The 22870-nt window shown below is 67.2% G+C and carries 26 protein-coding genes; 3 read left to right on the top strand and 23 right to left on the bottom strand.

The features are described 5' to 3' along the window. From GORHZ_RS16580 to GORHZ_RS16555, 6 genes are all read right to left on the bottom strand, one after another. A partial coding sequence (locus GORHZ_RS16580) for an AAA family ATPase (protein WP_006334870.1) occupies positions 1-1340 on the bottom strand: 1340 nt, incomplete at its 3' end. Between the two features lie 131 nt (positions 1341-1471). Next, complete coding sequence (locus GORHZ_RS16575; RefSeq protein WP_006334869.1) at positions 1472-2086, bottom strand: TetR/AcrR family transcriptional regulator; 615 nt, start codon at positions 2084-2086, stop codon at positions 1472-1474. Between the two features lie 85 nt (positions 2087-2171). Continuing rightward, positions 2172-2531 (bottom strand): DUF202 domain-containing protein, encoded by a 360-nt coding sequence (locus GORHZ_RS16570; RefSeq protein WP_006334868.1) that lies wholly within the window; start codon positions 2529-2531, stop codon positions 2172-2174. Continuing rightward, positions 2528-2965, bottom strand: coding sequence for a YidH family protein (locus tag GORHZ_RS16565; RefSeq protein WP_157205228.1), 438 nt, complete (start codon positions 2963-2965; stop codon positions 2528-2530). Before GORHZ_RS16565 ends, GORHZ_RS16570 begins: the two co-directional genes overlap by 4 nt. An 11-nt stretch (positions 2966-2976) precedes the next feature. Then, on the bottom strand, positions 2977-4347 hold the full coding sequence (locus GORHZ_RS16560; RefSeq protein ID WP_006334866.1) for an MFS transporter: 1371 nt from the start codon (positions 4345-4347) through the stop codon (positions 2977-2979). Positions 4348-4357: 10 nt separating this feature from the next. Continuing rightward, positions 4358-5425: an MBL fold metallo-hydrolase gene (locus GORHZ_RS16555; RefSeq protein ID WP_006334864.1), complete on the bottom strand. Its 1068-nt coding sequence runs from the start codon at positions 5423-5425 to the stop codon at positions 4358-4360. A gap of 104 nt (positions 5426-5529) precedes the next feature. Between GORHZ_RS16555 and GORHZ_RS16550 the strand changes: the two genes are divergently transcribed. Beyond that, positions 5530-6450, top strand: a complete 921-nt coding sequence (locus GORHZ_RS16550; RefSeq protein ID WP_006334862.1) for a LysR substrate-binding domain-containing protein — start codon at positions 5530-5532, stop codon at positions 6448-6450. A gap of 15 nt (positions 6451-6465) precedes the next feature. On the opposite strand, the gene GORHZ_RS16545 is transcribed toward GORHZ_RS16550, so the two are convergent. Further along, entirely contained in the window at positions 6466-7668 is a 1203-nt protein-coding gene (locus GORHZ_RS16545) for a glycoside hydrolase family 3 N-terminal domain-containing protein (RefSeq protein ID WP_006334860.1), read from the bottom strand. Between the two features lie 29 nt (positions 7669-7697). Between GORHZ_RS16545 and GORHZ_RS16540 the strand changes: the two genes are divergently transcribed. Then, positions 7698-8285 carry a universal stress protein gene (locus GORHZ_RS16540; protein WP_040532308.1) on the top strand — a complete coding sequence of 196 codons (588 nt, stop codon included), beginning with the start codon at positions 7698-7700 and terminating at the stop codon, positions 8283-8285. Here GORHZ_RS16540 and GORHZ_RS16535 read toward each other — a convergent pair whose 3' ends face one another. The 16 genes from GORHZ_RS16535 to GORHZ_RS16465 all read right to left on the bottom strand — a co-directional run bounded on the left by GORHZ_RS16535 (position 8286) and on the right by GORHZ_RS16465 (position 22494). Further along, positions 8286-9047, bottom strand: coding sequence for a DUF6390 family protein (locus tag GORHZ_RS16535; RefSeq protein WP_006334854.1), 762 nt, complete (start codon positions 9045-9047; stop codon positions 8286-8288). Continuing rightward, the gene (gene hypE / locus GORHZ_RS16530) at positions 9041-10117 is read right to left on the bottom strand and encodes a hydrogenase expression/formation protein HypE (protein ID WP_040532307.1); all 1077 of its coding nucleotides are present in this window, start codon (positions 10115-10117) and stop codon (positions 9041-9043) included. The genes GORHZ_RS16535 and hypE overlap by 7 nt, the downstream gene beginning before the upstream one ends. Then, complete coding sequence (gene hypD / locus GORHZ_RS16525; protein WP_006334844.1) at positions 10110-11237, bottom strand: hydrogenase formation protein HypD; 1128 nt, start codon at positions 11235-11237, stop codon at positions 10110-10112. Before hypD ends, hypE begins: the two co-directional genes overlap by 8 nt. Beyond that, positions 11234-11515: a HypC/HybG/HupF family hydrogenase formation chaperone gene (locus tag GORHZ_RS16520; protein ID WP_006334843.1), complete on the bottom strand. Its 282-nt coding sequence runs from the start codon at positions 11513-11515 to the stop codon at positions 11234-11236. Before GORHZ_RS16520 ends, hypD begins: the two co-directional genes overlap by 4 nt. A gap of 15 nt (positions 11516-11530) precedes the next feature. Beyond that, a complete protein-coding gene (hypF, locus tag GORHZ_RS16515) occupies positions 11531-13816 on the bottom strand; it encodes a carbamoyltransferase HypF (RefSeq protein WP_006334842.1) in 2286 nt (761 codons plus the stop codon). After that, positions 13813-14058 carry a HypC/HybG/HupF family hydrogenase formation chaperone gene (locus GORHZ_RS16510; protein ID WP_006334840.1) on the bottom strand — a complete coding sequence of 82 codons (246 nt, stop codon included), beginning with the start codon at positions 14056-14058 and terminating at the stop codon, positions 13813-13815. The genes hypF and GORHZ_RS16510 overlap by 4 nt, the downstream gene beginning before the upstream one ends. 7 nt (positions 14059-14065) lie before the next feature. Then, positions 14066-14569 carry a hydrogenase maturation protease gene (locus GORHZ_RS16505; RefSeq protein WP_006334838.1) on the bottom strand — a complete coding sequence of 168 codons (504 nt, stop codon included), beginning with the start codon at positions 14567-14569 and terminating at the stop codon, positions 14066-14068. A gap of 1 nt (position 14570) precedes the next feature. Beyond that, positions 14571-14690 carry a DUF6893 family small protein gene (locus tag GORHZ_RS32265; RefSeq protein WP_085948713.1) on the bottom strand — a complete coding sequence of 40 codons (120 nt, stop codon included), beginning with the start codon at positions 14688-14690 and terminating at the stop codon, positions 14571-14573. A 19-nt stretch (positions 14691-14709) separates the two neighbouring features. Beyond that, a complete protein-coding gene (locus GORHZ_RS16500) occupies positions 14710-16044 on the bottom strand; it encodes a hypothetical protein (RefSeq protein WP_006334835.1) in 1335 nt (444 codons plus the stop codon). Next, a complete protein-coding gene (locus GORHZ_RS16495; protein WP_006334831.1) occupies positions 16041-16688 on the bottom strand; it encodes a DUF6084 family protein in 648 nt (215 codons plus the stop codon). Before GORHZ_RS16495 ends, GORHZ_RS16500 begins: the two co-directional genes overlap by 4 nt. Continuing rightward, positions 16685-17335, bottom strand: a complete 651-nt coding sequence (locus GORHZ_RS16490; protein WP_006334829.1) for a DUF5947 family protein — start codon at positions 17333-17335, stop codon at positions 16685-16687. Before GORHZ_RS16490 ends, GORHZ_RS16495 begins: the two co-directional genes overlap by 4 nt. Next, positions 17332-18234, bottom strand: a complete 903-nt coding sequence (locus GORHZ_RS16485) for a NifU family protein (RefSeq protein WP_174347223.1) — start codon at positions 18232-18234, stop codon at positions 17332-17334. The genes GORHZ_RS16490 and GORHZ_RS16485 overlap by 4 nt, the downstream gene beginning before the upstream one ends. A gap of 68 nt (positions 18235-18302) precedes the next feature. Continuing rightward, positions 18303-20099 carry a nickel-dependent hydrogenase large subunit gene (locus tag GORHZ_RS16480; RefSeq protein ID WP_006334825.1) on the bottom strand — a complete coding sequence of 599 codons (1797 nt, stop codon included), beginning with the start codon at positions 20097-20099 and terminating at the stop codon, positions 18303-18305. 12 nt (positions 20100-20111) lie between these two features. Continuing rightward, positions 20112-21167 carry an NADH-quinone oxidoreductase subunit B family protein gene (locus GORHZ_RS16475; RefSeq protein ID WP_040532311.1) on the bottom strand — a complete coding sequence of 352 codons (1056 nt, stop codon included), beginning with the start codon at positions 21165-21167 and terminating at the stop codon, positions 20112-20114. A gap of 146 nt (positions 21168-21313) precedes the next feature. After that, a complete protein-coding gene (gene hypB / locus GORHZ_RS16470; protein ID WP_157205225.1) occupies positions 21314-22162 on the bottom strand; it encodes a hydrogenase nickel incorporation protein HypB in 849 nt (282 codons plus the stop codon). After that, entirely contained in the window at positions 22120-22494 is a 375-nt protein-coding gene (locus tag GORHZ_RS16465; RefSeq protein WP_006334818.1) for a hydrogenase maturation nickel metallochaperone HypA/HybF, read from the bottom strand. Before GORHZ_RS16465 ends, hypB begins: the two co-directional genes overlap by 43 nt. A 160-nt stretch (positions 22495-22654) precedes the next feature. Here GORHZ_RS16465 and GORHZ_RS16460 point away from each other — a divergent pair, with 160 nt between their 5' ends. Then, entirely contained in the window at positions 22655-22855 is a 201-nt protein-coding gene (locus GORHZ_RS16460) for a DUF2613 domain-containing protein (RefSeq protein ID WP_006334817.1), read from the top strand. Positions 22856-22870: the final 15 nt, after the last annotated feature.

Genomic DNA, 22870 nt, shown 5'->3' with positions numbered 1-22870 from the left:
GGATCGCGCTTGTCCGACTCCAAGAGGGTCAGAAGTTCACCCATGACCTGAGCCAGATTGGCGCGATTGATCTCCTCGATGACGAGCACGTGGTTATTGTCTGGTTCGTTGACCGCCGCATCGATGACATCGAGGAAGACGCCGTCGGTGAGAGTGAGCTTGCCGTCCCCACTGGGACGCCAGCCGCGAACGAAGTCCTCGTAGGAAACCGTTGGATGGAACTGCAGCGCGTGGATCAGTTTCCGATCCTTGCGTTCGATCACCGCGTAGGCCAGGCGCTTGGCAAGCCAGGTCTTTCCAGTGCCTGGCGGCCCCTGGAGGATGAGATTCTTCTTGCGCCTCAGGGCGCCGATGTGGCCCGCCAACTCAGCCGCCGACATAAAGCAGCCATCGCCCACGATGTCGTCGACGGTATAGATGGGCTCGTCAGGAACCTCTTCATCGAGCCTCGTCGAGTCGAAGGCACTATGCGACACCTTTGCGTCGATGCCGTACTTCTTCTGCCAGTAGGGCTCTGTCAGGAAGCGCCCGTAGTCCTGGTCGGCACCGTCGAAAGCGAACGCGATGAGCGCCCTGGATTTCCACGTGCTTGGCCGGACTTTCCACACTGTGCTTCGGCTGGTCCAGAAGTACCAATCCTCTTCTGGCAGGAGCTCCTCCGGATTCCACTCGACCTCGACGCCATCACCGTCGCCGAAGTTGCGCGTGACGGTGCCGGTCGCCTTGATGGACATCACCGACGCAGTCTTGCCGTTGATGTCGAACGGTAGGTCGTGCTTTCGGGTGAAGGCTGCCTTGATCGCAATGCGATCGCCCGGCTTCATCGCCAAGATCTGGTCGGAGTACCTGTGCGGACGCCCCGCCTGCCAACGGCCTTCGGCTCTGAACAGTTCGGTGTGGTCGAATACCTCGGCACCGGGCCGGTCACTGAACACGGCACCGACGAACCAGCACACAGGCAGCTTCTCCGAATCCTCACCGCTCGAAGAGGCCGTGTCGTCGAGGTACTGTGCGGATGCTTCCAAATCAGCCTGGCTCAATTGGTCCGGGTGCTCGACCAGCAACTGATGCCCGTAGGCGGTGATCTTCGTCCGACCGGTGCCTGCGGGCTCGACGGCACCTGTCCGATTGAGGTAGTAAAGCGCCCAACTCACGCGCACGTCGAGCCGAGTACTCCCCGACTTCACGGTCTCGGCCCGTTGCTGAGGGGTCAATTGCAGCACATCAGCCATGACCTCTCGTAGATCTGAACGCGCCCAGATCTGATCGTCTGTCATCAGATCGAGGAGCGGGCGGGTCAGCTCGAACTTGGTGGGGAACGTCGGCCCCGGTTGGGTCACAGCTCACCTCCCGCATTGTCTGGATGAACTGCTGATCACTGGTTGCACTCCAAACAGTTGTCGTCGAACCCGAACAGAACTGTATAGCGGAGGCTGCCGACAGAGCGGGCCAGTCGCGTTCCGCGGAACGCTCAGTCCACCGGCAAGTCCGCCGTGCCCACACCCTTCAGTCCCCGCCAGACGATGCCGACGAGGAGATCGGTCGCGGTCTCGAGGTCCACGTCGCCCTCGGTGATGCGGTCGGCGACGGCCTCCCCGGCGCCGACCAGGGCCACGGCGGTGAGTTCGAAGTCGATGTCACGGGCACCCTCGACGGTGGTGCCGGCCCGGATCAATTCGGTGACCATCTCGGTGACCTGCCGACGGCTGTCGGAGACGAAATGCACGAAGGCCGCAGACCCGATCGCGACACGGTAGAGCAGCTTCCAGGACTGACGGTGCTCGTCGACATACCGCAGGAACTCCATCACGACGGTGCGGGCCTGGTCACGCTGACGCAGCGATGGATCGAAGCCGACACTCATGGTCTCGATGAAGCGAGCGTATTCGCGCGAGATGCAGGCGCTGAACAACTCGTCCTTGGAGCCGTAGTAGAGGTAGAGCATCGGCTTGCTGATGGCCGCCTCGGCGGCGATCGCATCCATGGATGCCTCGCGGAAGCCATTCTCCGAGAAGACCTTGACCGCAGCGTCCAGCATCTGTTGCTCCCGCACCGCGCGGGGCAACCGCTTGGTCCCTCCGGCCATCGTCACTCCTCTACCACTGGGCCACATCACGCTCGTGTGGCTCGGACCATCTTACCGTTTGGTAAGTTGACCACCATCGTGTGGGTCAGGCCATGACGACGGCCACCACGGCAGTCGCGCCCGTCACGGTGGTGGCCGCGACGAACACCGCGACCCGCGAGACGGCCCGACCGAGATCGGTACCCCGGGCGGCCGTCAAGCTGTCGGCGAATCCGCGAAGGTCACCGCCGAGGCGACCGACGACGACGATCACCACCGCGGCGCCGACCGCGACCACTGGCAACAGCGCGCCGCCGAGTGATCCCGCCATCCGCACGCCCAGCAGCGCGATCACGGTGAACGACAGTGCGGTCCGGACCGCCGCCAACACGGTTCGCTCGGGCTGGAGACCCGGATCGGTCGGCGACGGCGGGGTCCGGACGTCGGACCGGGTACTCCAGATCATGCGGTGAGAACCAGGATGGTCGCGACGGCCGCTCCTGCCGTCGCCGCAATCGCGATCAGTGGCACGATCGCCGGGAGCGGAAGCGGCCTTCCTCGTCGCATTGCGGTTTCTGCACGCCACCAATGCCACCCCGCGCCGGCGGCAGCGAGCATACCGGTGACGATCAGCACGACCGCTACCGCCTTCCGGGTGGCCGGAGAGAGGCCACCCAGCGCGAACGCCTCGAGCGCGACGCCTGCCGCGACGAACGCCAGTGCCGTGCGGATCCAGGCGAGAAACGTTCGTTCGTTGGCGAGTGTGAACCGCGGATCCGGGTCGCTTCCGCCCGGAAAGACGCGCCGGGCCAGGTCGCCCCGCGCGTCTTCCGCCGGAGAGCCCCCGTCCGCTGTCGCCGTGAGGTCGGCGACAGCGGACGGGGTCGGCTGCTCTGGCATCGCGTCGATGCTCATCGCGTCGCCGCGATCGCGGTGGATGCGGCGGATAACTCGGTTACCGGCGCGGCCTCCTCGACGGTGTGCCGGCGATAGCGGGCGGCAACGGTCGCACTGACCACTGCCATTGCGGCCCAGGCCGTACCGACCCACAACAGACCGCCGGGCAGCAGGACCAGAGCCGAGGCGACCACCGGGGTGACACCGGCGCCCAGCGCAGCTGCGCCCTGGTATCCGATCGAGGCACCGGTGTATCGGACGTCGGCCGGGAAGAGCGAGGTGACGTATGCCGCGATGGGCCCGTAGATCAGGCCCTGCACCACACCGTTGCCCAGCATGATCGCCACGGCATAGTGGCCCAGGCTGCCGCTACCGATCATGAACGTCAGCGGGATCGCCGACACGGCGGCCACCGAACACCCGAAGACCAGCGCCCGACGTTGTCCCACACGGTCACTGACCCGCGCCGATGCGAACGTGACAATCACTGTCACCACCGCGGCAGTGGCTTTCCAGTTCAGGATGGCCGTCTTGTCCTCGCCGGCCTCGACCGCCATCGCAACACCCCACACCGTGACGATGGCCTGCGTCGTGTAGACGCTGATGGTCACCAGCAACGCGGCCATCACCGCACCGCGGTGGTTGCGCAGAACATCCACGATCGGCATACGTCGCTCATCGCTGGCCTTCTGCAGCGCCTGGAACGCCGGTGTCTCGGACACCTTGAGGCGGACCACGAGGCCGACCACGATGAGCAGGGCAGACAGGACGAACGGAATCCGCCAGCCCCACACGGCAAACTGAGATCCGGTGAGCACGGTCATCAGCGACAGCACGAGCGTGGCGAGCACGGCCCCGGCCGGTCCGCCGGCGTTCGCGAACGCCGCAGCGAAGCCCCGCCGGTTCTTGGGCGCGTGCTCGACCGCCATGAGTGCGGCACCACCCCATTCACCACCGACCGCGATCCCCTGCAGAATCCGCAGGATCAACAGCGCCACGGGTGCGATGATCCCGATCTTCGCAGTCGCGGGCATCAGGCCGATGGCCACCGTGACGCCGCCCATGACCAGCATGGAGACCACCAGCGCCTTCTTACGTCCGTACCGGTCACCGAAGTGACCGAAGATGACGCCGCCGAGCGGCCGGGCGAAGTATCCCGCGGCCAGGGTCGCGAACGCCGCGACCAAGCCCAGGCCGGGCCCGAGATCGGTGAAGAACAGTTTGGGGAACACGATCGACGACGCGGTCGCGTACAGGATGAAGTCATAGAACTCGATCGCCGAGCCGATGAAACTCGACCCGAGGATCCGGCGCATCTCCGCTGTGTTCAGCGACACCTGGCGGCCGGAACCCGATGCAGGATTGTCGTGGTGTGTCTTGGTCATCATGTTTCCTTCAGGCCGTTACGGAGTCGGCGAACAGGGGGAGGCGGGCGCCGCCTTGGCGTGGTTCGATGACATCGAGATCGTCGGGTACGAGGAATCGTCCGGGCATCAGGTCGTTGCCGCGAGCCCACACCGCGGGATCGGCCGAACCGGGCACCAGATGGTGCACCGCCAGTCGACGAGCCCCGGCGCGCTCGGCGATCCGGCACGCACCCTCGACCGAGGTGTGGGACTTGTAGTGATGTGCCCGCGACGCGCGGCCCTCATCGTCGACGCGATGGCCGTAGAGCCCATCGACCCATTCGAAATCGATCGCCTCGTGCAGCAACAGGTCGGTGTCGCGCGCCAGGGTCACCATGTTGTCGGTCTCGCAGGTGTCGCCGGAGATGGTGACCGAGCCGCTGTCGGAGTCGAAGCGGAACGCGAATGCGGGTGCGACCGGCGGGTGCTCGACGAGGATGGCGGTCACCTGGACCCGGTCGTCCTCGAACACCACGAACGGGTCCATCGCCGGCGTCGGGTTCTCGTTCGGGTGGTACCCGATGTCGGTCGGGATAGCGATGTCGCTCACCTCGAACAGTTCCGTCGGGGGCAGACGCAGCGAGTCCAGCCAACGGTCGTTGAGGTCGGTGGCGAAGGCACGCACGATGGACGCAGCCATGTCGACGGTGCCCGGTGTCGGATTATCCGGGGCCACCGGTTGCGGAATCGTGGTCGCGTGCGGAGAGATCGGCGGCAGGGCGCCGCGGTCTCCGGGGCCGAACAGCCGGACCGGGTCGTTCCCGCGGCTCTGCAGCTCGTGCATGCCGAACACGAGCAGCGACGGCAGATCGATGGTGTGATCGGAGTGAAGGTGGGTCAGGAAGACGCCGCCGAGGTCGGCGAGTTCGAGACCCGCCTGGCGGATACGTCGCCCGACGCCATGCCCGGCGTCCACCAGATAGAAGCGGTCTCCGACGGCGACTGCGGTGGCGATGCCGGCGCGATCCTTGGAGTCACCCTTCCACCAGCGCGGGCCACCGGTCGTTCCGAGGGTGATCACCCTGGTACCACCGGTCTTGGTGCTGGACGAATGCATTCGGTCCTCCTCTATGACCTGGATTAACTCTCACTGATGAGTGTGCTCCGAACCACAAAGAGAGGAAAAGCAAGAATATCTTACGACTAACATAGACTGAGGCTATGAATGAGGTCACACTGCGCCAGATGGAGTACTTGATCGCGGTGCTCGACCACGGTTCGGTGAGCGCCGGCGCGGCGGCGGCCCACGTGTCGCAGGCAACCGTGTCGGCGTCGTTGTCGCAGCTCGAGAAGAGTCTCGGCACGGTCCTCCTCGCCCGTGGACCGGCCCGACGCGCACGCCCCACGTCGGCCGGCGAAGAGTTCGCCGCCCGGGCACGCGCGATCCTGACCGCGGTCGACGACGCGGTCGACTCCGTCGACGAGAGCGGCTCAGATCTGCGTGGGCCGCTGTCGGTCGGATGTCTACACACAGCCAGTCCGCGCATGCTCCCCGGATTGGTCGCCCATTTCGAGAAGCACTGGCCGCGAGTCGATCTCGAACTCGCAGAGGAGACTCCCCGACGCCTGCAGGACCTCGTCGCCACCGGCCGTCTCGACGTGGCGATGCTCTACTCGCGCCAGCTGGAACGGCATGAGCTCGTCACCCACCGCCTGGGCAGCGTGCGGCTACACGCCATGCTGCCCGCCGACTCCCCACTGGCGCGAGCCGACGAGGTGCAACTGGCCGAACTGGTCCGCCTGCCTGCGATCTTCCTGGACATACCGCCCACCGCCGAACTGCTCCTCGACCGCATCCACTCCCGGGGTCTCGACGTCGAGGTGCGGTGGCGCTCGTCGAGCGCCGAGACCATCCGCGCGCTGGTGGCGCGGGGGCTGGGGTTTTCGCTGGTCAACGCGGTACCGCATCCAGGTGTGCAGTCTTTCGAAGGCCTCGACGTCGCCTACCGTCCGGTCGCCGGCATGGAGGACAATCCCGCCATCGCCGTGACGATTCCGCATCGGGCCCGGTCACGTCGGGTGGCGGAGGCCATCAAGACCCTGCGCGCGATCCACCACCAGACCGACCCCGATCTGCTGTGAGCACGGCCACCCTCGTCAGCACCGCAGGACACCCTTCGACCGCAGGATGCGCACCACCGAGGTGTCCACCCGCGCCACGGTGAGCCGGTTCGCGGCGACGTCACGCTCGAGGGCGTCGAGAACCGCCGGCACCCGATCGGTGGACAACCAGAGCGCGACGTCTGCGCCGGCCCGGATCGCCATCGGGGCGGCCTGTTCGATCGGATAGCGGGCACTGATGGCAGCCATACCGGACAGGTCGTCGGTGAAGACCACGCCGTTGAAGGCCGGCCCACCGTAGCCGCGGCCGGTCCGCAACATGCGCATCGCACTGGGGCTGATACTCGCCGGGGTTTCCGGTCCGGTGAGTCCGGGCACGATCAGGTGTCCGACCATCACCGCGGCGTTGCCCGGATTGGCCAGCAACGTCCGGTAGGGCACCAGGTCGCTGGTCTGCAGCGTCGACAACGGCGGTGTCACGACGACACCGAGGTGGGAGTCACCCGACCCGTGGCCGTGCCCCGGGAAATGCTTGTAGACGGGAGTGATCCCGGCATCCTGCAGGCCCGCCGCGAACGCGCCGGCGTAGCGCGTGACCACCTGCGGGTCGTTACTGAACGAGCGGTCGCCGATCACCTCACCGGCGGACTCGTTGCTGACGTCGGCGTCGGGGGCGAAATCGACCGTGACACCGAGTTGGCGCAACTGACGTCCGATCCCGGCGGCGAGGGCCCGGACCTGAGCGGGTGTCTTCGTCTGGGCGAGCGTGCGCGCCGACGGGCTGTCGATACCCAGAGCCGACAACCGCGAGACCCGTCCACCTTCCTGATCCACGGTCACCATCAACGGGATTCGGCTGCCGCGCGAGATACGGGCGGCCGCACCGCTGGTCAGGATCGACTTGTCGGTCCAGCTCCCGACGAAGATCCCGCCGATGTGTTCCCGGTTGACGATCGACTGGGCGTCGGCGGTGCCGGTGACCCCGACGACGATCAGCTGGGCCAGCTTCTGGCGCAGCGTCATCGTGGCGAGTTGCGCTGTGCCGCAAGCCGATACGGGCTGCACCACCATGCTCGACGACGCGGTGGACGCGTACGCCGAGGTGCGGCCCGAGCTCGATGTGGCGGCGGCGTCGGACGACTCGCGGGTCGCACACGCGCCCGCCAGCACCATCGACGCGACGAGGACCAGCACGAGCGCGACACGCGGCCGATGACGGGGAGTCCGAGGTATGCCCATGCGACGAGTCTGGCATGTAACCTTGGCCCATGGACGCCAGGTCCACCTCGCAGCGAGCCGCTTCCGACGGCGTTTCGACACTCGCTGCCCCCGCGGCCGCATCCGCCCCGACATCGCGGGGCAACCAGCAGACACTCATGATCGCCTACGATGGCTCCCCGAACGCCGATCGCGCCATCCGATACGCGGGACGGTTCCTGCGCGCCCGGACCGCCTACGTGGTGACCGCGTGGGAACCCGGCGGGATGTCGCCGACCCGGTTGTCGGCGTTGTCGGGAGGGATGCAGCCGTTCGTCGACACCCGCCTCGAGTCCGGTGTCGACGAAGCCCTCCGCGACGAGGCCGCCGCCGTCAACGAGGGCGGCGTGAGTCTCGCGACGTCGGTCGGGCTGACGGCCAAGGGCTCCCTCGTGGAGGTGGAGTCCACGGTGTGGGGTGCTCTCGTCGCGGCCGCCGACGCGCTGGATGTGGACCTGCTCGTCACCGGGACACGCGGCGAATCCGGCCTCAAGGCGCTGCTGCACTCGAGCGTCGCCGAGAGTGTCCTCAAACACTGCAACCGGCCGGTGTTCGTCGTGCCGGCCAAATGCGAGCAGCGACCGCCGGTCACACCGTAGTCACGCTCCCGACAGACGGGCGTTTACGATATCGAGGACACGCTGCGTCGCTGCCTCCAACTGCGCCAGGTCCGACGACCCGAGGATGCCGCACACCCAATCCCAGTGCAGCGAAACATGCTCTCCGACAACTGGTTTGGACACCATCTCAAGGCCTGGCAGGCGCCAGCGTGCGGAAACCGTCGCCGCGTCACCCCATCCGATGCCAGTTCCGTCGAACGACATTTCTCGGCACGAGACGTCGACGACGTCTCCCGCGACCCGCTCGACCCGGCCGGGGCGGATGCAGCAACTCTGCAGGATCGACAGCGGGGTCCTCGTGTCCACGCCCAGCATCGTGATCCACGGGTAGACCGCGAGCACATGGAAATTGTGGTGGGCGGGTGGGTCGTCGTCGGCGGTGATCGCAGGCAGCAGTCCGGTGGCCGGGCCGCGGAACCGCCGCCGCAGGTTGCCGATCAGTACGCGCGAATCCACTTGTCCGAGGAGGTCACTGCCGACCCAGTAGGCGTGCACCACCTCCGGATCCAACGGAACCCGGTCATCGAGCGCATCGGCGAGCGTCACGAGGTAGGTCCAGGCACCTTCGAACTCGTGCGCACGCTCCGCGAGCCGGTGCGGGTCCCCGGCCATCAGTTCGACGAAGTCGTCGGGACCGCAATAGCCGAGTTCGTTGGGCGCGAAGGCATATCGCGCGAAGTCCCGGACTCCGTCGGCGAAGCCGGGGCGATCCGGGTCGTCGCCGGATCGCGTTGTCAACATATGCGCGGCAGTTGCTCGCCCGCGGGCATGTCCACCACGCGGGTGCCGCCCAGGGCGGTGCGGGCGACCACCATCCCCCGGTGGTCGGGCACACAGGTGCCGATGATCGCGGCTCCGGCACCCAACGGATGCGCACGCATGACCTCCAGGACCGCCTCGGCGTCCCCGCCGGCCACGAAGGCCACCAGCTTGCCCTCGTTGGCCACGTACATCGGGTCGAGTCCCAACACCCCGCACGCGTCGCGGACCCCCGCGGGGATGGGGATCAAACTCTCCTGCAGCGCCACGCCGACGTCGGCGGCCGCGGCGATCTCGTTCAGGCTGGCCGCCAGTCCCCCGCGGGTGGGGTCGCGAAGGGTGTGGATGTCGGCTCCGCTCCGGATCATCGCGGCGACGAGATCGGTCAGCGGCGCGGTGTCGCTGCGCACCGACGTGGCGAACTCGAGTCCCTCACGGCAGCTCATCACCGCCACACCGTGCACGCCGATGTCGCCGCTGACCAGCACGGCGTCGCCGACCTGCGCACGCCGGGGCCCGATGTCGACGGCGGGCGCGACGACCCCGACCCCGGCGGTGTTGATGTAGATCCCGTCACCGCTCCCGGCGTCGACCACCTTGGTGTCGCCGGTCACCAGCCGGACGCCCGCGGCCAGCGCGGCGGCCCCCATCGCCTCGGCCGCCCGGGCGACCTCCACGAGCGGGGTGCCTTCCTCGATGATGAATGCGGTCGACAGCGCGGTCGGCCGGGCGCCGACCATGGCGAGGTCGTTGACCGTGCCGTTGACGGCGAGGTCGCCGATCGAGCCGCCCGGGAACTCCGGGGGCCGCACGACGAACGAGTCCGTGGAGAACGCCAGACGCAGGCCGCCCAGGTCGAGCACCGCCGAGTCCCCCATGTTCGCGTCGGCGGCCGCCCCGAACGACGGCAGGAACAGGTGCTCGATCAGCTGCTGCGACATCGCGCCACCGCCGCCGTGCCCCATGACCACGTTCGGCGAATCGCGCAGCGGTACCGGACAGACCCAGCTCTCCATGTCGATGACGGCCCTGCGGCCCACATCTTCAGCCATGCGAGGCCGCCTCGGATCTGGTATCGCCGGCCAGTTCGAGACGACGGTAGAGGTAGTAGGCCGCACACGCACCCTCCGAGGAGACCATCGTGGCGCCCAACGGATGTCGCGGTGTGCATTCCTTCCCGAAGGCGGCACAGTCGTGCGGCTTGAGCATCCCCTGCAGCACCTCCCCGGATCGGCAGATCGACGACTCCTCGGCGTGCAGGTTGTCGACGTGGAAACGGAACTCCGCGTCGAATTCCCGGTATGCCGGCGCGAGACGCCAGCCGCTGCCGGGAATCATCCCGATACCCCGCCACACCCGGTCGGTGACCTCGAAGACCTCGGCCAGCAGGGCCTTCGCCGCCGGGTTACCCTCGGCCGGGACGGCGCGTGGGTAGGCATTCTCGACCTCGTGACGTCCGGCCTCGAGTTGGAGCACGGTGCGCCGGATGCCCTCGAGGATGTCGAGGGGTTCGAATCCGGTGACGACGATGGGGACCCGATACCGTCGCGCCAAAGGCGGATACTCGCCGACACCCATCACGGCGCAGACGTGACCGGCGGCGAGGAACGCCTGTACCCGGCAGGTCGGCGACTCCATGATGGCCGCGATCGCGGGCGGTACCAGCACATGCGAGACCAGCATCGAGAAATTGGTGATCCCCTGTCGCCTGGCCTGGTACACGGTCATCGCGTTCGCCGGCGCGGTCGTCTCGAAGCCGATCCCGAAGAACACGACCTCACGGTCCGGGTTGGCCTTCGCGAGCTTCAGCGCGTCCAGCGGCGAGTACACCACCCGCACGTCACCACCGGCTCCCTTCACCGCGAACAGATCTCGATGTGTTCCGGGCACCCGCAACATATCCCCGAACGAGCAGAAGATGACGCCGGGCGTCGCCGCGATCTCCAGCGCCTTGTCGATCACCTCCAACGGTGTCACGCACACCGGGCAACCGGGACCGTGGATCATCTCGATCTGGTCGGGCAGCAACTGGTCTATCCCGTGTCGGACGATCGAATGTGTCTGTCCACCACAGACCTCCATGATCGCCCAGCGGTGATCGGTGGCATCGCGGATCTGATCGACCAGCGTGGCCGCGAGTGTCGGATCGCTGAACTCGTCGAGATACTTCATCGTGCCACCTCATCGTCTCCGCGATCGGCCAGTGGGTCGGCGAACTCCTCGGACAACACACCGAGGTGCTCGAACTCGGCGAGGGTGGCCAGCGCGGACTCCTCGTCGAGGCGCTGAATGGCGAAGCCGACGTGCACCATGACGTACTCGCCGATCGCCGCATCCGGAATGAACTGCAGGCAGACATCTTTGCGCAGACCACCGAAGTCGACCACCGACATGATCGGGTCACCGTCGCCATCGATGGACACGATCCGGCCCGGTACCGCAAGGCACATCGTCTCCTCCTCCACTCACCCCGAACTTGCCACGAGCAGTTGCCCGAACGCCACGCCACCGTCATTCGGCGGGACCAGTCGATGGGCGATCACCTCGAACCCGGCGTCGGCCAGCAGCTTCCGGGTCATGCCGAACAACAGCGCATTCTGGAATACTCCCCCGGTCAGGGCCACGGTGTCCGACAGTTCGGCGAAGCGGAGCACGCAGTCGCGCACCATCGCGGCGACCGCGACGTGAAAACGGGCACCGATCGTGCCCGGGGCGACCCCCGCCCCGAGATCGGCCACCGCCGCGCCCAGCACGGGAGCGGGGTCGATGACCGTGGCCGGGGTGTCGTTGTCGGTGGCGAGGCCGAATCGGTAATGTTCTCCGGCACAATCGATGCCGCGCGACACGGACTCGAGTTCGATCGCGGCCTGCGCCTCGTAGTCGATGATCTGACGGATTCCGATGAGCGCGGAGATCGCGTCGAACAGCCGGCCCATGCTCGATGTCGGCACACAACCCAACCCGGTGTCGAGCTGATGGGCCAGCGCACGTCGTTCACTCTCGGGGCAGGCCGCGACCGCAGGCAGTCGGGGCGACCACTCGATGCCGGCAGACCACAGATGTGCCAGTGCCATCCGGTACGGACGGGTCACGCTGACGTCGCCACCGGCCAGCGGCACATAGCTCAGGTGCGCCAGCCGCTGACACGACTTGTAGCGGCAGTGCATGATCTCGCCACCCCAGATGGCGCGGTCGGTGCCGTAACCGGTGCCGTCGAAAGCGATCCCCAGCACGCTCTCGCTCGGATCGATGCCGTGCTCGCCCATCACCGCGGCGACGTGCGCATGGTGGTGATGGACGGAACGGACCTCACGCCCCGCGGCGGTGCGCCGGGCCCAGGCGGCCGACCGGTAGCCGGGGTGGGCATCGACGGCCAGCAGTTCCGGGGTCACACCCGTCACCGCCTCGAGGTGACGCTCGGCGGCGTCGAAGGCGTTGAGCGTGGCCAGATCGTCCATGTCCCCGATGTGTTGGCTCAGCCAGGCATAGCGGCCGTGCGCGACGGCACAGGTGTTCTTCAGGTCGGCACCGGTAGCCATCATCGGAGGTGCGGGAGCGGGCAGGACGAGCGGCATCGGGGCGTAGCCTCGCGACCGGCGGATCGGCATCGTCGCCCCGTCCACGACACGGAGGACCGAGTCGTCGCAGGGCACGACGATACGCCGGTCGTGGTCGAGAAACCCGTCCGCGATCTGCGCGAGACGCTCGCGTGCTTGTTCGGGCTGATAGCAGATCGGTTCTCCACCAAGGTTTCCCGATGTCATCACGAGCTCCTGCGGCCCGGGGTGATCCTCCTCGAGGCCGAAGAGCAGCAGGTGTAGCGGGGTGTAGGCGAGCATCACACCGAGGTCCGGGTTACCCGGTGCCACCGATGCGGCGACCGGTGCGCCGGAGCGGGGCCCGATCACGATGGGCGCGTGCGGGCTGCACAGCAGGCGATCCGCCGCCGCATCGGTCGCGACCAGCCCCCGCGCCGTCTCGAGGCCGGCGACCATCACCGCGAACGGCTTGTCTCCTCGCCTCTTTCGTCTGCGGAGGGTCGCCACCGCCCGCTCGTTGTTCGCGTCGCAGGCCAGGTGATACCCGCCGATTCCCTTCACCGCGAGTATCCCGCCCCGGTCGAGCAGGGCTCGGGCTGCGGTCAGGGGATCGCGGTCCTCTGCATCCGGTCCGTCGTAGGAGATCACCGGTCCACAGTCGTGGCACGAGACGGTCTGCGCGTGGAAGCGCCGATCACCCGGATCCGAGTATTCAGCGGCACATCTCGGACACATCGGGAAGTCCGCCATCGAGGTGTTCGTCCGGTCGTAGGGCATCCGCTCGACGATGGTGAACCGCGGGCCGCAGTTGGTACAGCTGATGAACGGGTGGCGGTGACGTCGGTCGGCGGGGTCACGCAGTTCGGCGCGACAGTCGGCACAGATCGCCACGTCCGGTGAGACCAGGGTGCGCCCGTGCGTACCGTGGGTGGAGTCGTCGATGGTGAAACCGGTTCCGCCACGAAGCCGGAGCGGTGTCTCCACGATGTCCTCCACCACCGCCAAGGCAGGCGGCCGATGGCGGACCCGATCGGAGAACTCCGCCGCGGCCGATGCCGTCCCCTCGATCTCGATGACGACGCCGGACGAATCGTTGCGCACTCCCCCGGTCAGCGCCAGCTCGGCGGCGGTCGCATACACGAAGGGCCGGAAACCGACGCCCTGGACCAGGCCGGTGATCACCAGCCGGCGCCGCACCCGACCCGCACTCATGCGGTCTCGTCCCGCCCCATCAACCGCAGACCGGCCAACGCCTCGCGCGCGCCGTCGGCGTCGGTCTTATCCACGGCGAACCCCATGTGGATGATGATCCAGTCACCGCTGCCGAGTTCACAATCCCCCTCGAGCATCCCGATGTTGACCTTACGGTGTTCACCTTCGACGTCGACGAGGGCGATCTGGCCGCCGTAGCCGTCGAGGACCCTCACCACCTGCCCCGGGATTCCCAGACACATCGCCCGGTCACCCCCGCGGCCCGTGCGTCAGTCGATCGAGGAGATCGCGGACGGCCTCGACGGCGGGTTCCACCGCGGCGGCGACCGGGGCGGAGAGCCCGATCCCGTCATCGATGCTGTGCGCCTGACAGCCCACCACATACGTGAGTGGAAGGGTGCCGCCCAACGTCTTCACCCCGGCGATGACCGACATCGGATCCATACCGTGCCCGTCGAGACCGGCCAGCTGCCCGACGACACCACCCGTGGAGCCCGTGTCGATCGTCATGACCTCCACCTGTCCGGGTGCACCCCGATCGGGTATCGCGTCCACGAGCACCAGCGCATCCCACGGCTCGAGCAGGTCGTAGGCGAGATGCATGCCCCGGATGCCGTAATCGACGACGCGGACCGACTCGGTGGGCGGCGTGAGGCGGCGGGCCACCTCGGGTCCGAAACCGTCGTCGCGGCGAAAGATGTTGCCGATACCGGCGACCAGCACGGTCGTGGTCGGCGCAGCGGCGGCCGTCATCTCACATACGGCGCATCCGCAGATACCGCTGGACATCGGGAACCGACCGGATGCCGATGATCACCACGGCCACCACCGTCGCGACTGCCACAAGGGTCGCGAGTTGTCCGATTCTGCGCATGATGGATTCCTTCCCTGCCTCACGGGCTGTCGAGAGGCTCGACCTCGTCGGGCGCGAAATAGTAGTAGCGCCCATAGGATTCGTGGAGCTCGGCGGCTGGATCGTCCTCGATGACGACGCCGACGTGCGTCTGACCGTCGACGTCGGCGTGCACCGTCATCACGCGGGCGGTCATCCCGGCGAAGAACAGATCGTGGGCGTCGGCCCGGCGGGACGGACGCAGCCGCACCCGGCTTCCGCGGCGGACCGCGACCCCGTCGACCACGACCGCATCCGACATCGGCTCGACGGCGAGATCGGCGGCAGGGTCCCACCAGTTCGTTCCGTCGGGGATCTCCGGCACCAGCCGGGCCGGCGCACCCGGGGTCTGGGTCGCGATCGATCCGGGCAGATGCGGGTCGCGCAGGACGCCGTGCAGCCGCGCCATCGACTCCGGCGACAACACCTCGCACCGATCGATGATCGCCGCGGCCCGCGCGTCCGTCGCGCGGGCCTGTTCCTTCTCCTCGTCGGTCATGGTCATCACCCGCAGCGTGAGGATCTCGTCGATCTCCGTCGAGTCGAACAACTCCACCTGACTCTGGTCGGCGACCTCCGGATGGTCGTAGAGGATGATCGGCGAGATGAGCACCGTGTGGTCGTCGTCCGGTGGTCCCGCCAGGACCGGGAACGCCCGGTGGTGCTCACATCGACGGGCCGCCTCGGCAAACTCGTCGGGCGGGTCGATGAGGGACACGAAGGTGCCGTCGCGTACCTCGGCGATCACGTGCGCACCGATGAACGAGCGCGAAATCGCGTCGTCGGCGTCGGTGGCCGCGGATCCGGTGTTGGTCACGGTGACCGTGAGCCGGGCGATGTCACCGTCCCCGTCGGCGGAGACCGTGAGCTGTCCGTGCAGCGCCACCCGTGTCCGCAGCAGGCTGCCGGCGCCGAAATCCTCGACCGACTCGGCGGAGTCGACGTCGACCGGCCGGGACACCTCGGTGGGCAGCAGTTCCCCCAGCGCGAACGGTCCGACCGGTACCTCGCAGGCGACGGCCTCGTCCCAGCTGACGTACCGCCGAGCGTCGACGACGAGTTCGTCGACCGGCCGGGATTGCGCGTCACGGACCACCCGGTGCTGCAGGTGCAGGAACCGGACGGTCAGCGCGACGGTGGCGGCGGTGCCACGCACCAGGATCTGCGCGGAGATCGACGGGTCCTCACCGATCCCGGCCTCGACGGCGCCGGGTGGACCCAGCACGCCGAACTGCCAGCGCGACTGGTTCTTCGTCGCGGTCGATCGGTACGGGTAGAGCAGATAGCCCTCGTAGAGCACGGCATCGGCGACGGTCGCGACATCGTGGATCGTCATCGGGTCACCTCCGCGCCGTGCAGCAATGCACTCACCGCGTCGTCATATCCCAGCAGGCCGTGCGCCGACTTGTAGTCGGAGAGGGCGGCCAGGGTGTCCTCGCGCAGACGCAGCCATCCGGCGCCGGGGAACGACGTCGCCATCAGGTCGCGCCACACCGCGACCGGTAGGTCGTATCGGCTCTCGCGATCCCACGGGATCTGCTGGACCGAGAAGCCCGTCGGCCCTTCGGCGAACACCGTTCCGCTGAACAGGAACACCACCGGCACCGTGCCGCCGCGGAGTGCATGCAGGTATCGCGAGGCGGTCACCTCGAAGTCGTAGGTGCACGGCAACGGCAGGTCCACGTCGCGGTGTCCCCGGAAGCCGGGCACCATCGTGCTCGCGTGCATCCACAGGAAGGTGCGTTGGGTGTCGGCCCAGCGGTCGCGGCTGCCGAAGATGTCGACGAGCCCGTCCGCCTCGGCATCGCCGTAGTCCCGACGGGCCGGCTCGATGCGTACCTGGGCGCGCAGGGCGATCGCGCGGGCGCCGGTGTCGTCGGGCATCGTGATGCGGGTCTGCGCGACGAGAGTCGGACTCACACAATACGGTTCGGGGCGCACGCCGATGACCTCGAATCCCGGTGCGGCGGTGTCGGTCATCGCGCACCCGCCGGGCGTGCCCGCGCCGTCATCGCCGTGAAGAACTCGTCGACATAGGCCTTCACGTCCGAACCACCGTCGAATCCGCGCCAGCGCAGCCGCACCTGCGCGACGAATTCGTAACAGACATCGATCGGCAGCAACAGCACCTCTGTGGCCGGACCTCCGGTCCGCGCGTGGTCGGTGCGGTCCGGCAGCCGGATCAGGAGGGCCTCGACGTCGTCTGCCAGATCGTCCAGCACCGGCCGGCGCTCGACGAGTGAGCGCCACGCCGTGAGGGAGAGATCCGACTCGATGGCACCGGCCGGCCCGGGATAGAACGCGACCATCCGGCCGAGTGCGGAGTTGCGGAATACGAAGGCGAGGTTCACCGGGATCTCCAGGGCATCCCAGTCCACGGCGGTGATCGTGTCGTCTGGGAAGGACAGGAACCGATCCGGGACGGCCCGATAGCGAAGTGTCGCATCACGATCGGTGAACAACAGGTAGCACCCGCGGCAGACGCACATCAGTGTTCTGCCCTCCATGTTGACCACGTGCGGGTGGTCGCCGCCGATCGGCTCGTCGCACATGTCGCACCGCTCGTCGGCCGCAGGCGCCGGTGTCGCATTGGTGATCCGGCGGATCACCTCGAACGCGCTGGTCATCGCACCGCTCCCGCAGGGACCGCGATCACCGGTGAGCCGTCGCGGGTGAGCAGGGGCAGCGGGTCGAGGTGCGCGTCGCCGTCGAGGCCCCGACCCGCGTGGACCGCGTCGTAGCGGGTGGCACAGGTCGGGCAGGAGAGGATCGCCGTTCCGTCCGGCGCGTCTCCGTCCACCTCCACCACGACGCCGGCGAGGGAATGACCGCAGTTCGGGCACCGGTCGTGGTAGGCGTACCAGTCGTCACCGAGCCGGCACACGAAGATCGGCACGCCCCCGACCGAGAACCCGCCGACGTCACCGGATTCCAGATCGGCCACCTGCGGAACCGGTTCCCAGCTGCCCCGGGTCCCGCTGCGGGAGTGGACGGTGTCGAACAGGCTGTCGGCCGCGATCAGACCCGACGGCGCACGGTCGGCGGTGACCACCTCGATCGCGGACACCTCCGGCGCGGCCGCCCTGACCGCCTCTTCCACAGCGAGTTCCAGCGTCACCGACGACGAGGGGCAGGTGCGGCAACTCCCGGACAGTTCGAGGCGGACGACGCCGTCGGAGACGCCGACGACCGCCACATCCCCTCCGTGCGAACCGAGGTAGGGCCGCACCCGGTCGATGGCGGACTCGACCCGGGTGCGCACGTCGTGGGGATGGAGCCCGTGCACGAGGAGCAGACTCGCCAGCAGCTCGTCGGCGACAAGTGCTTCGGTGACCTGCGGATCGAGAAGGGCGACAATGCGTTCCAGTCCGGCGCCGTAGAGCTCGGCGACCTCGCGGACCAGGGCCTCGGCCCGGTCCCGGGCCGCCGCACCGTTGACCGAGGAAGCGTCGAGCAGCGTTTCGATCCGGTCTCCCGCAGCGCGCCACCGCCCGTCGTCGACGTCGTGGGTCGATCGGTCCGGCATCGCCACCCCTTCCGTCGCCCCCGGCTCCTCCATCGTGTCCGGTACTCGTGTCCCGCGGTGCCGGTCGGTCATTCGCCGGTGAGCGCCTGCGTGGGCGAGTGCAGCTTCTCCAGGGTCTGACCCTGCCCCAGGTACATGTGCACGCCGCAGGGCAGACAGGGATCGAAACTGCGGACGGTGCGCATGATGTCGATACCCTTGAAATTGTCGCGATCGTTCTCCTCGAAGATCGGTTGCCCCTGTACCGCATCCTCATATGGTCCCGGCGTCCCGAAGCTGTCGCGCGGGTTGGCGTTCCACGGGGTCGGCGGGTAGGGATGGTAGTTGGCGATCTTGCCGTCACGGATGACCATGTGGTGCGACAGGACACCACGGACGGCCTCGGTGAATCCGCAGCCGATGCCCTCGTCGGGGACCTCGAACCGCTCCCATGTCTTGGTGCGGCCGGCCCGGATCTCGACGAGGGCCTTCTCCGCGAAGTGCAGTGCACACGCCGCGGCATAGGCCTGGAAGTACGTGCGGGCACGGTTGCGTTCGATGGTGTTGCTGCCGGCCGCCGGGATCTTCCATTCGAGTTCGGCCGGACCCTTGAGCGCGGTCTTCGGGAGGTTGATCTTGACGCTGTGCCCGGTGGCCTGCACGTAGCCCACGTCGACGAGCCCGGCGAGGGCCGTCGACCACAGCCGTGCGAGTGGCCCTCCTCCGGTGTCGAGCGCGAGATGGTCGGTGCCGTCGAACCAGCGCGGCGACATGACCCAGCTGTACTTGTCGTCCATGTCGCGCTTGGCCGGCTTGGGGTTGGTGTGCTGGTTCCACGGGTGACGCCGATCGACCGGATTGCCCAGCGGGTCGGTCTTGACGAACATCTCCTGGTCGGTCCAGTCCTCGTAGTAGGAGCTGCCCAGCAGGATTCGGATACCGAGATTGATGTCGACCAGCGACGTGGTCACCAGCTTGCCGTCGACCACGACTCCCGGCGTCACGAACATCCGCCGCCCCCAGTCCTCCATGTCCCGGTAGGAGAAGTTGCAGACCTCCGGATCCTGGAAGGACCCCCAGCATCCCAGCAGGGTGCGTCGCAGGCCCACCTTGTCGTAGCCGGGGAGCGCCTCGTAGAAGAAGTCGAACAGGTCGTCGTGCATCGGCACGACCTTCTTCATGAACTCCACGTATCGCATCAGGCGCGTCATGTAGTCGGTCATCAGCTGGATGGTCGCCACGGTGCCGACGCCGCCCGGATAGAGGGTCGACGGATGCACGTGACGACCCTCCATGAGGCAGAACATCTCTCGCGTGTACCGACTGACCTGCAGGGCTTCTCGGTAGAACTCGCCGGTGAACGGGTTGAGGGCACGCATGATGTCGGCGATGGTGCGGTATCCGTGGTCGCCGGCGTGCGGCGCCTCGGTGTTCTCGGCCTTGGCCAGGACACCCGGATTGGTCTCGGCGACCATCTTCTCGCAGAAGTCCACCCCGACGAGGTTCTCCTGGAAGATGTTGTGGTCGAACATGTATTCGGCGGCCTCGCCGAGGTTGACTATCCACTCGCCCAGATGCGGCGGCTGCACGCCGTAGGCCATGTTCTGCGCGTAGCAGGAGCAGGTCGCGTGGTTGTCGCCGCAGATACCGCAGATCCGGCTCGTGATGAAGTGCGCGTCACGAGGGTCCTTGCCGCGCATGAAGATCGAATAGCCGCGGAAGATCGACGAGGTGCTGTGGCACTCGACGACCTCACGGTTGGCGAAATCGATCTTGGTGTAGATGCCGAGGCTCCCCACGATCCGGGTGATCGGATCCCATGCCATTTCGACAAGCGAGTCCGGCTCGATCTTGGTGTGCGATGGCTCGGGGATGATCGATGTCATCGAGAGGTCCTCCTACCAGGTGCGGGTCGCTCCGGTCTCCAGCAGCGGGCCCTTGTGCCGCCACCGCGGCTCCTTGTCGACGGTGCGGCCGGTGACCTCGCGCAGAGTCCGGATCACCGTGCCGTACAGCCCCGACGCCGTCGACGAGAACTTCCCGCCCGGCGGTTCGTCCATGAACGGCATGAACTTGTCCGGGAAGCCCGGCATCGTGCAGCCGATGCAGATCCCGCCGACGTTCGGGCATCCACCGACACCGTTGATCCACCCTCGCTTCGGCACGTTGCACTTCACGACGGGGCCCCAGCAACCGAGTTTGACGATGCACTTCGGCGAGCCGTACTCGGTTGCGAACTCACCTTGCTCGTAGTAGCCGGCCCGGTCGCAGCCCTCGTGCACGGTCGCCCCGAACAGCCACTTGGGTCGCAGCGCGTCGTCGAGCGGGATCATCGGCGCCTGCCCGGTCGCCATGTAGAGCAGATAGGTCAACGTCTCGGATAGGTTGTCCGGGTGGATCGGACATCCGGGCACGCACACGATGGGGATGTCGGCCTTGCTCCGCCAATCCCAACCGAGGTAGTCGGGCACACCCATCGCGCCGGTGGGATTGCCGGCCATCGCATGGATGCCACCGTACGTGGCACAGGTCCCGACGGCGACGACCGCGGTGGCCTTCGGCGAGAGTCGGTCGAGCCACTCACTGGTGGTCATCGGCTGATCCGAACCCGGCTTGTTGCCGAAACCGCACCAGTACCCCTCATCGTGCAGTTGTTCGTTGGGAATCGACCCCTCGACCACGAGCACAAACGGCTCAAGTTCGCCCCGGTCGGCCTTCCAGAACCATTCGAGGAAATCGTCGGCGCCACCCGCAGGTCCGCATTCGAAATCGATCAACGGCCAGTGCACCGCCACCTTCGGCAGGCCGGGCAGTGCACCAAGTGCGATCTCCTCGACGCTGGGCTGGGTCGCGGCGGTCAACGCGACCGAGTCGCCGTCGCAACTGAGTCCGGCGTTGATCCACAGCACGTGGATCAGGGCTTCTTCTGCCTTCTGTGCGAGTTCACCAGGCATGGAGTGCCACTCTCCGGGACCCGGCACCTGGCCCCTTGCGTCACCGGAGTCGACCGTCGGCACACTTGTGTGACGCTAGTCACTCGGTTTACGCCGAAGCGCTGGCCTTGTCAATCACACCCCGACGCCCGGCAGCAGACACGCGATCAGGCGACGGATGTCGCGCATTGATCCGAAATCCATGTGTACCAGTCGTTTACACCTTCCCCAGTGGTCACCGAAAGCGTGAGGACACGAACCCCGGGATTGACCGAATGGATGTGCTCCATGCAGGCGTCGACATCGAAGTCGACATAGGGCAGCAGATCGACCTTGTTGATCAGCACCAGGCCCGCGGCCGCGAACATGTGTGGGTACTTCATGGGCTTGTCAGTGCCCTCGGTCACCGAGATGACCACAATCTTCATCCGCTCACCGAGGTCGAACAGGGCCGGGCAGACGAGATTGCCCACGTTCTCAACGAGCAGTAGGGATCCCGGGGCCGGATCGAGGGAATCGATAGCATTGCTTACCATCTGGGCGTCGAGATGGCATCCGGCACCCGTGTTGACCTGGACCACATCACAACCCGTGGCCGCGATGCGCTCCGCATCGATGAGGGTGGCCTGATCTCCTTCGATGACACCAACCCGCACCTGCCCGGAGAGGTCGGAGATGGTCCGTTCGATCAGTGAGGTCTTGCCTGCACCAGGCGAACTCGCCATGTTGAGGGCGACGATCCCACGCGTGGAGAGCCACTCGCGGTTCCGCGCCGCGATGACGTCGTTCTGTTCGAGCACCTTCTGTTCCAGACTGATCGTCCGGGTGGTCGTACCGGTGACCCCCTGGTGGTTGTGGCTGTGGTCGTGGACGTGGCTGTCGTCGTGGACGTGGCTGTCGTCGTGGACGTGGCTGTGGTCGTGGACTGGCTCGTTGTCGGAACCGGGAGAGTGATGGTCAAGTGGCCGACTGATCACCGGTCCCGAAGCGTCGCCGCATCCGCAGGTTGCGCACACTCGTCACTCACCTCCATCGACTTGATGAGGAGTTCCCGGCCCGAGATCACATCGAGATCGGCGCTGCCGCAGCCGCACAGCAGGATGAAGTCGTGGAGAACCGCCTCCGCCCCACATCGCCGGCAACGCGCCCGCCCAGGCGTGATGACGAGGTGCAACACCGCACCCTCCGCCACGGTGCCCTCGGCGGCAAGCGAGAAGCAGAAACTCATCGCGTCGGGCTCCACTGCACACAGCGCACCGACCTCAACTGTCACCTCGTGGACACGGCGGCCGGACGAGTGCTCACACACGGCGTCGATCACGCTCTGTGTTATCGCCATCTCGTGCACGGCGCCTCGATTCGTCTGCCGGGTGGACCCGACGCTACTCCGTTGCGCTACGCCGATCCATGCCGACAAGGACCGCATCCCCTGTCATCGCGACACACGCCCGCCCGGAGTTGGCCGAGCCTGGTCATCCCCATCGGGCTCGGATGGTAGCTTCATCGCCATGACCAACAACCGCCTCGTCGCCGGTGCCGTGGCCGGCGTGGCCGGCATCGTGGTGGGGCTGGGCGCCGTGTTCCTCGGCGGATTCCTGTCCACCGAGACCTCTCCGTCGACCGACGTCAACAGTGTCAACCCGAACAGCGGGTTCGTGCAGGGCTCGGTCGACTACGGTTCTCGGGGCGACAGCGGAGCCGAGAACTGACCTACGGGCGTCACC

The sequence above is a fragment of the Gordonia rhizosphera NBRC 16068 genome (assembly GCF_000298195.1).
GTDB classification, from domain to species: Bacteria; Actinomycetota; Actinomycetes; order Mycobacteriales; family Mycobacteriaceae; genus Gordonia; species Gordonia rhizosphera.
This window is presented reverse-complemented; position numbering and strand designations above follow the sequence as displayed.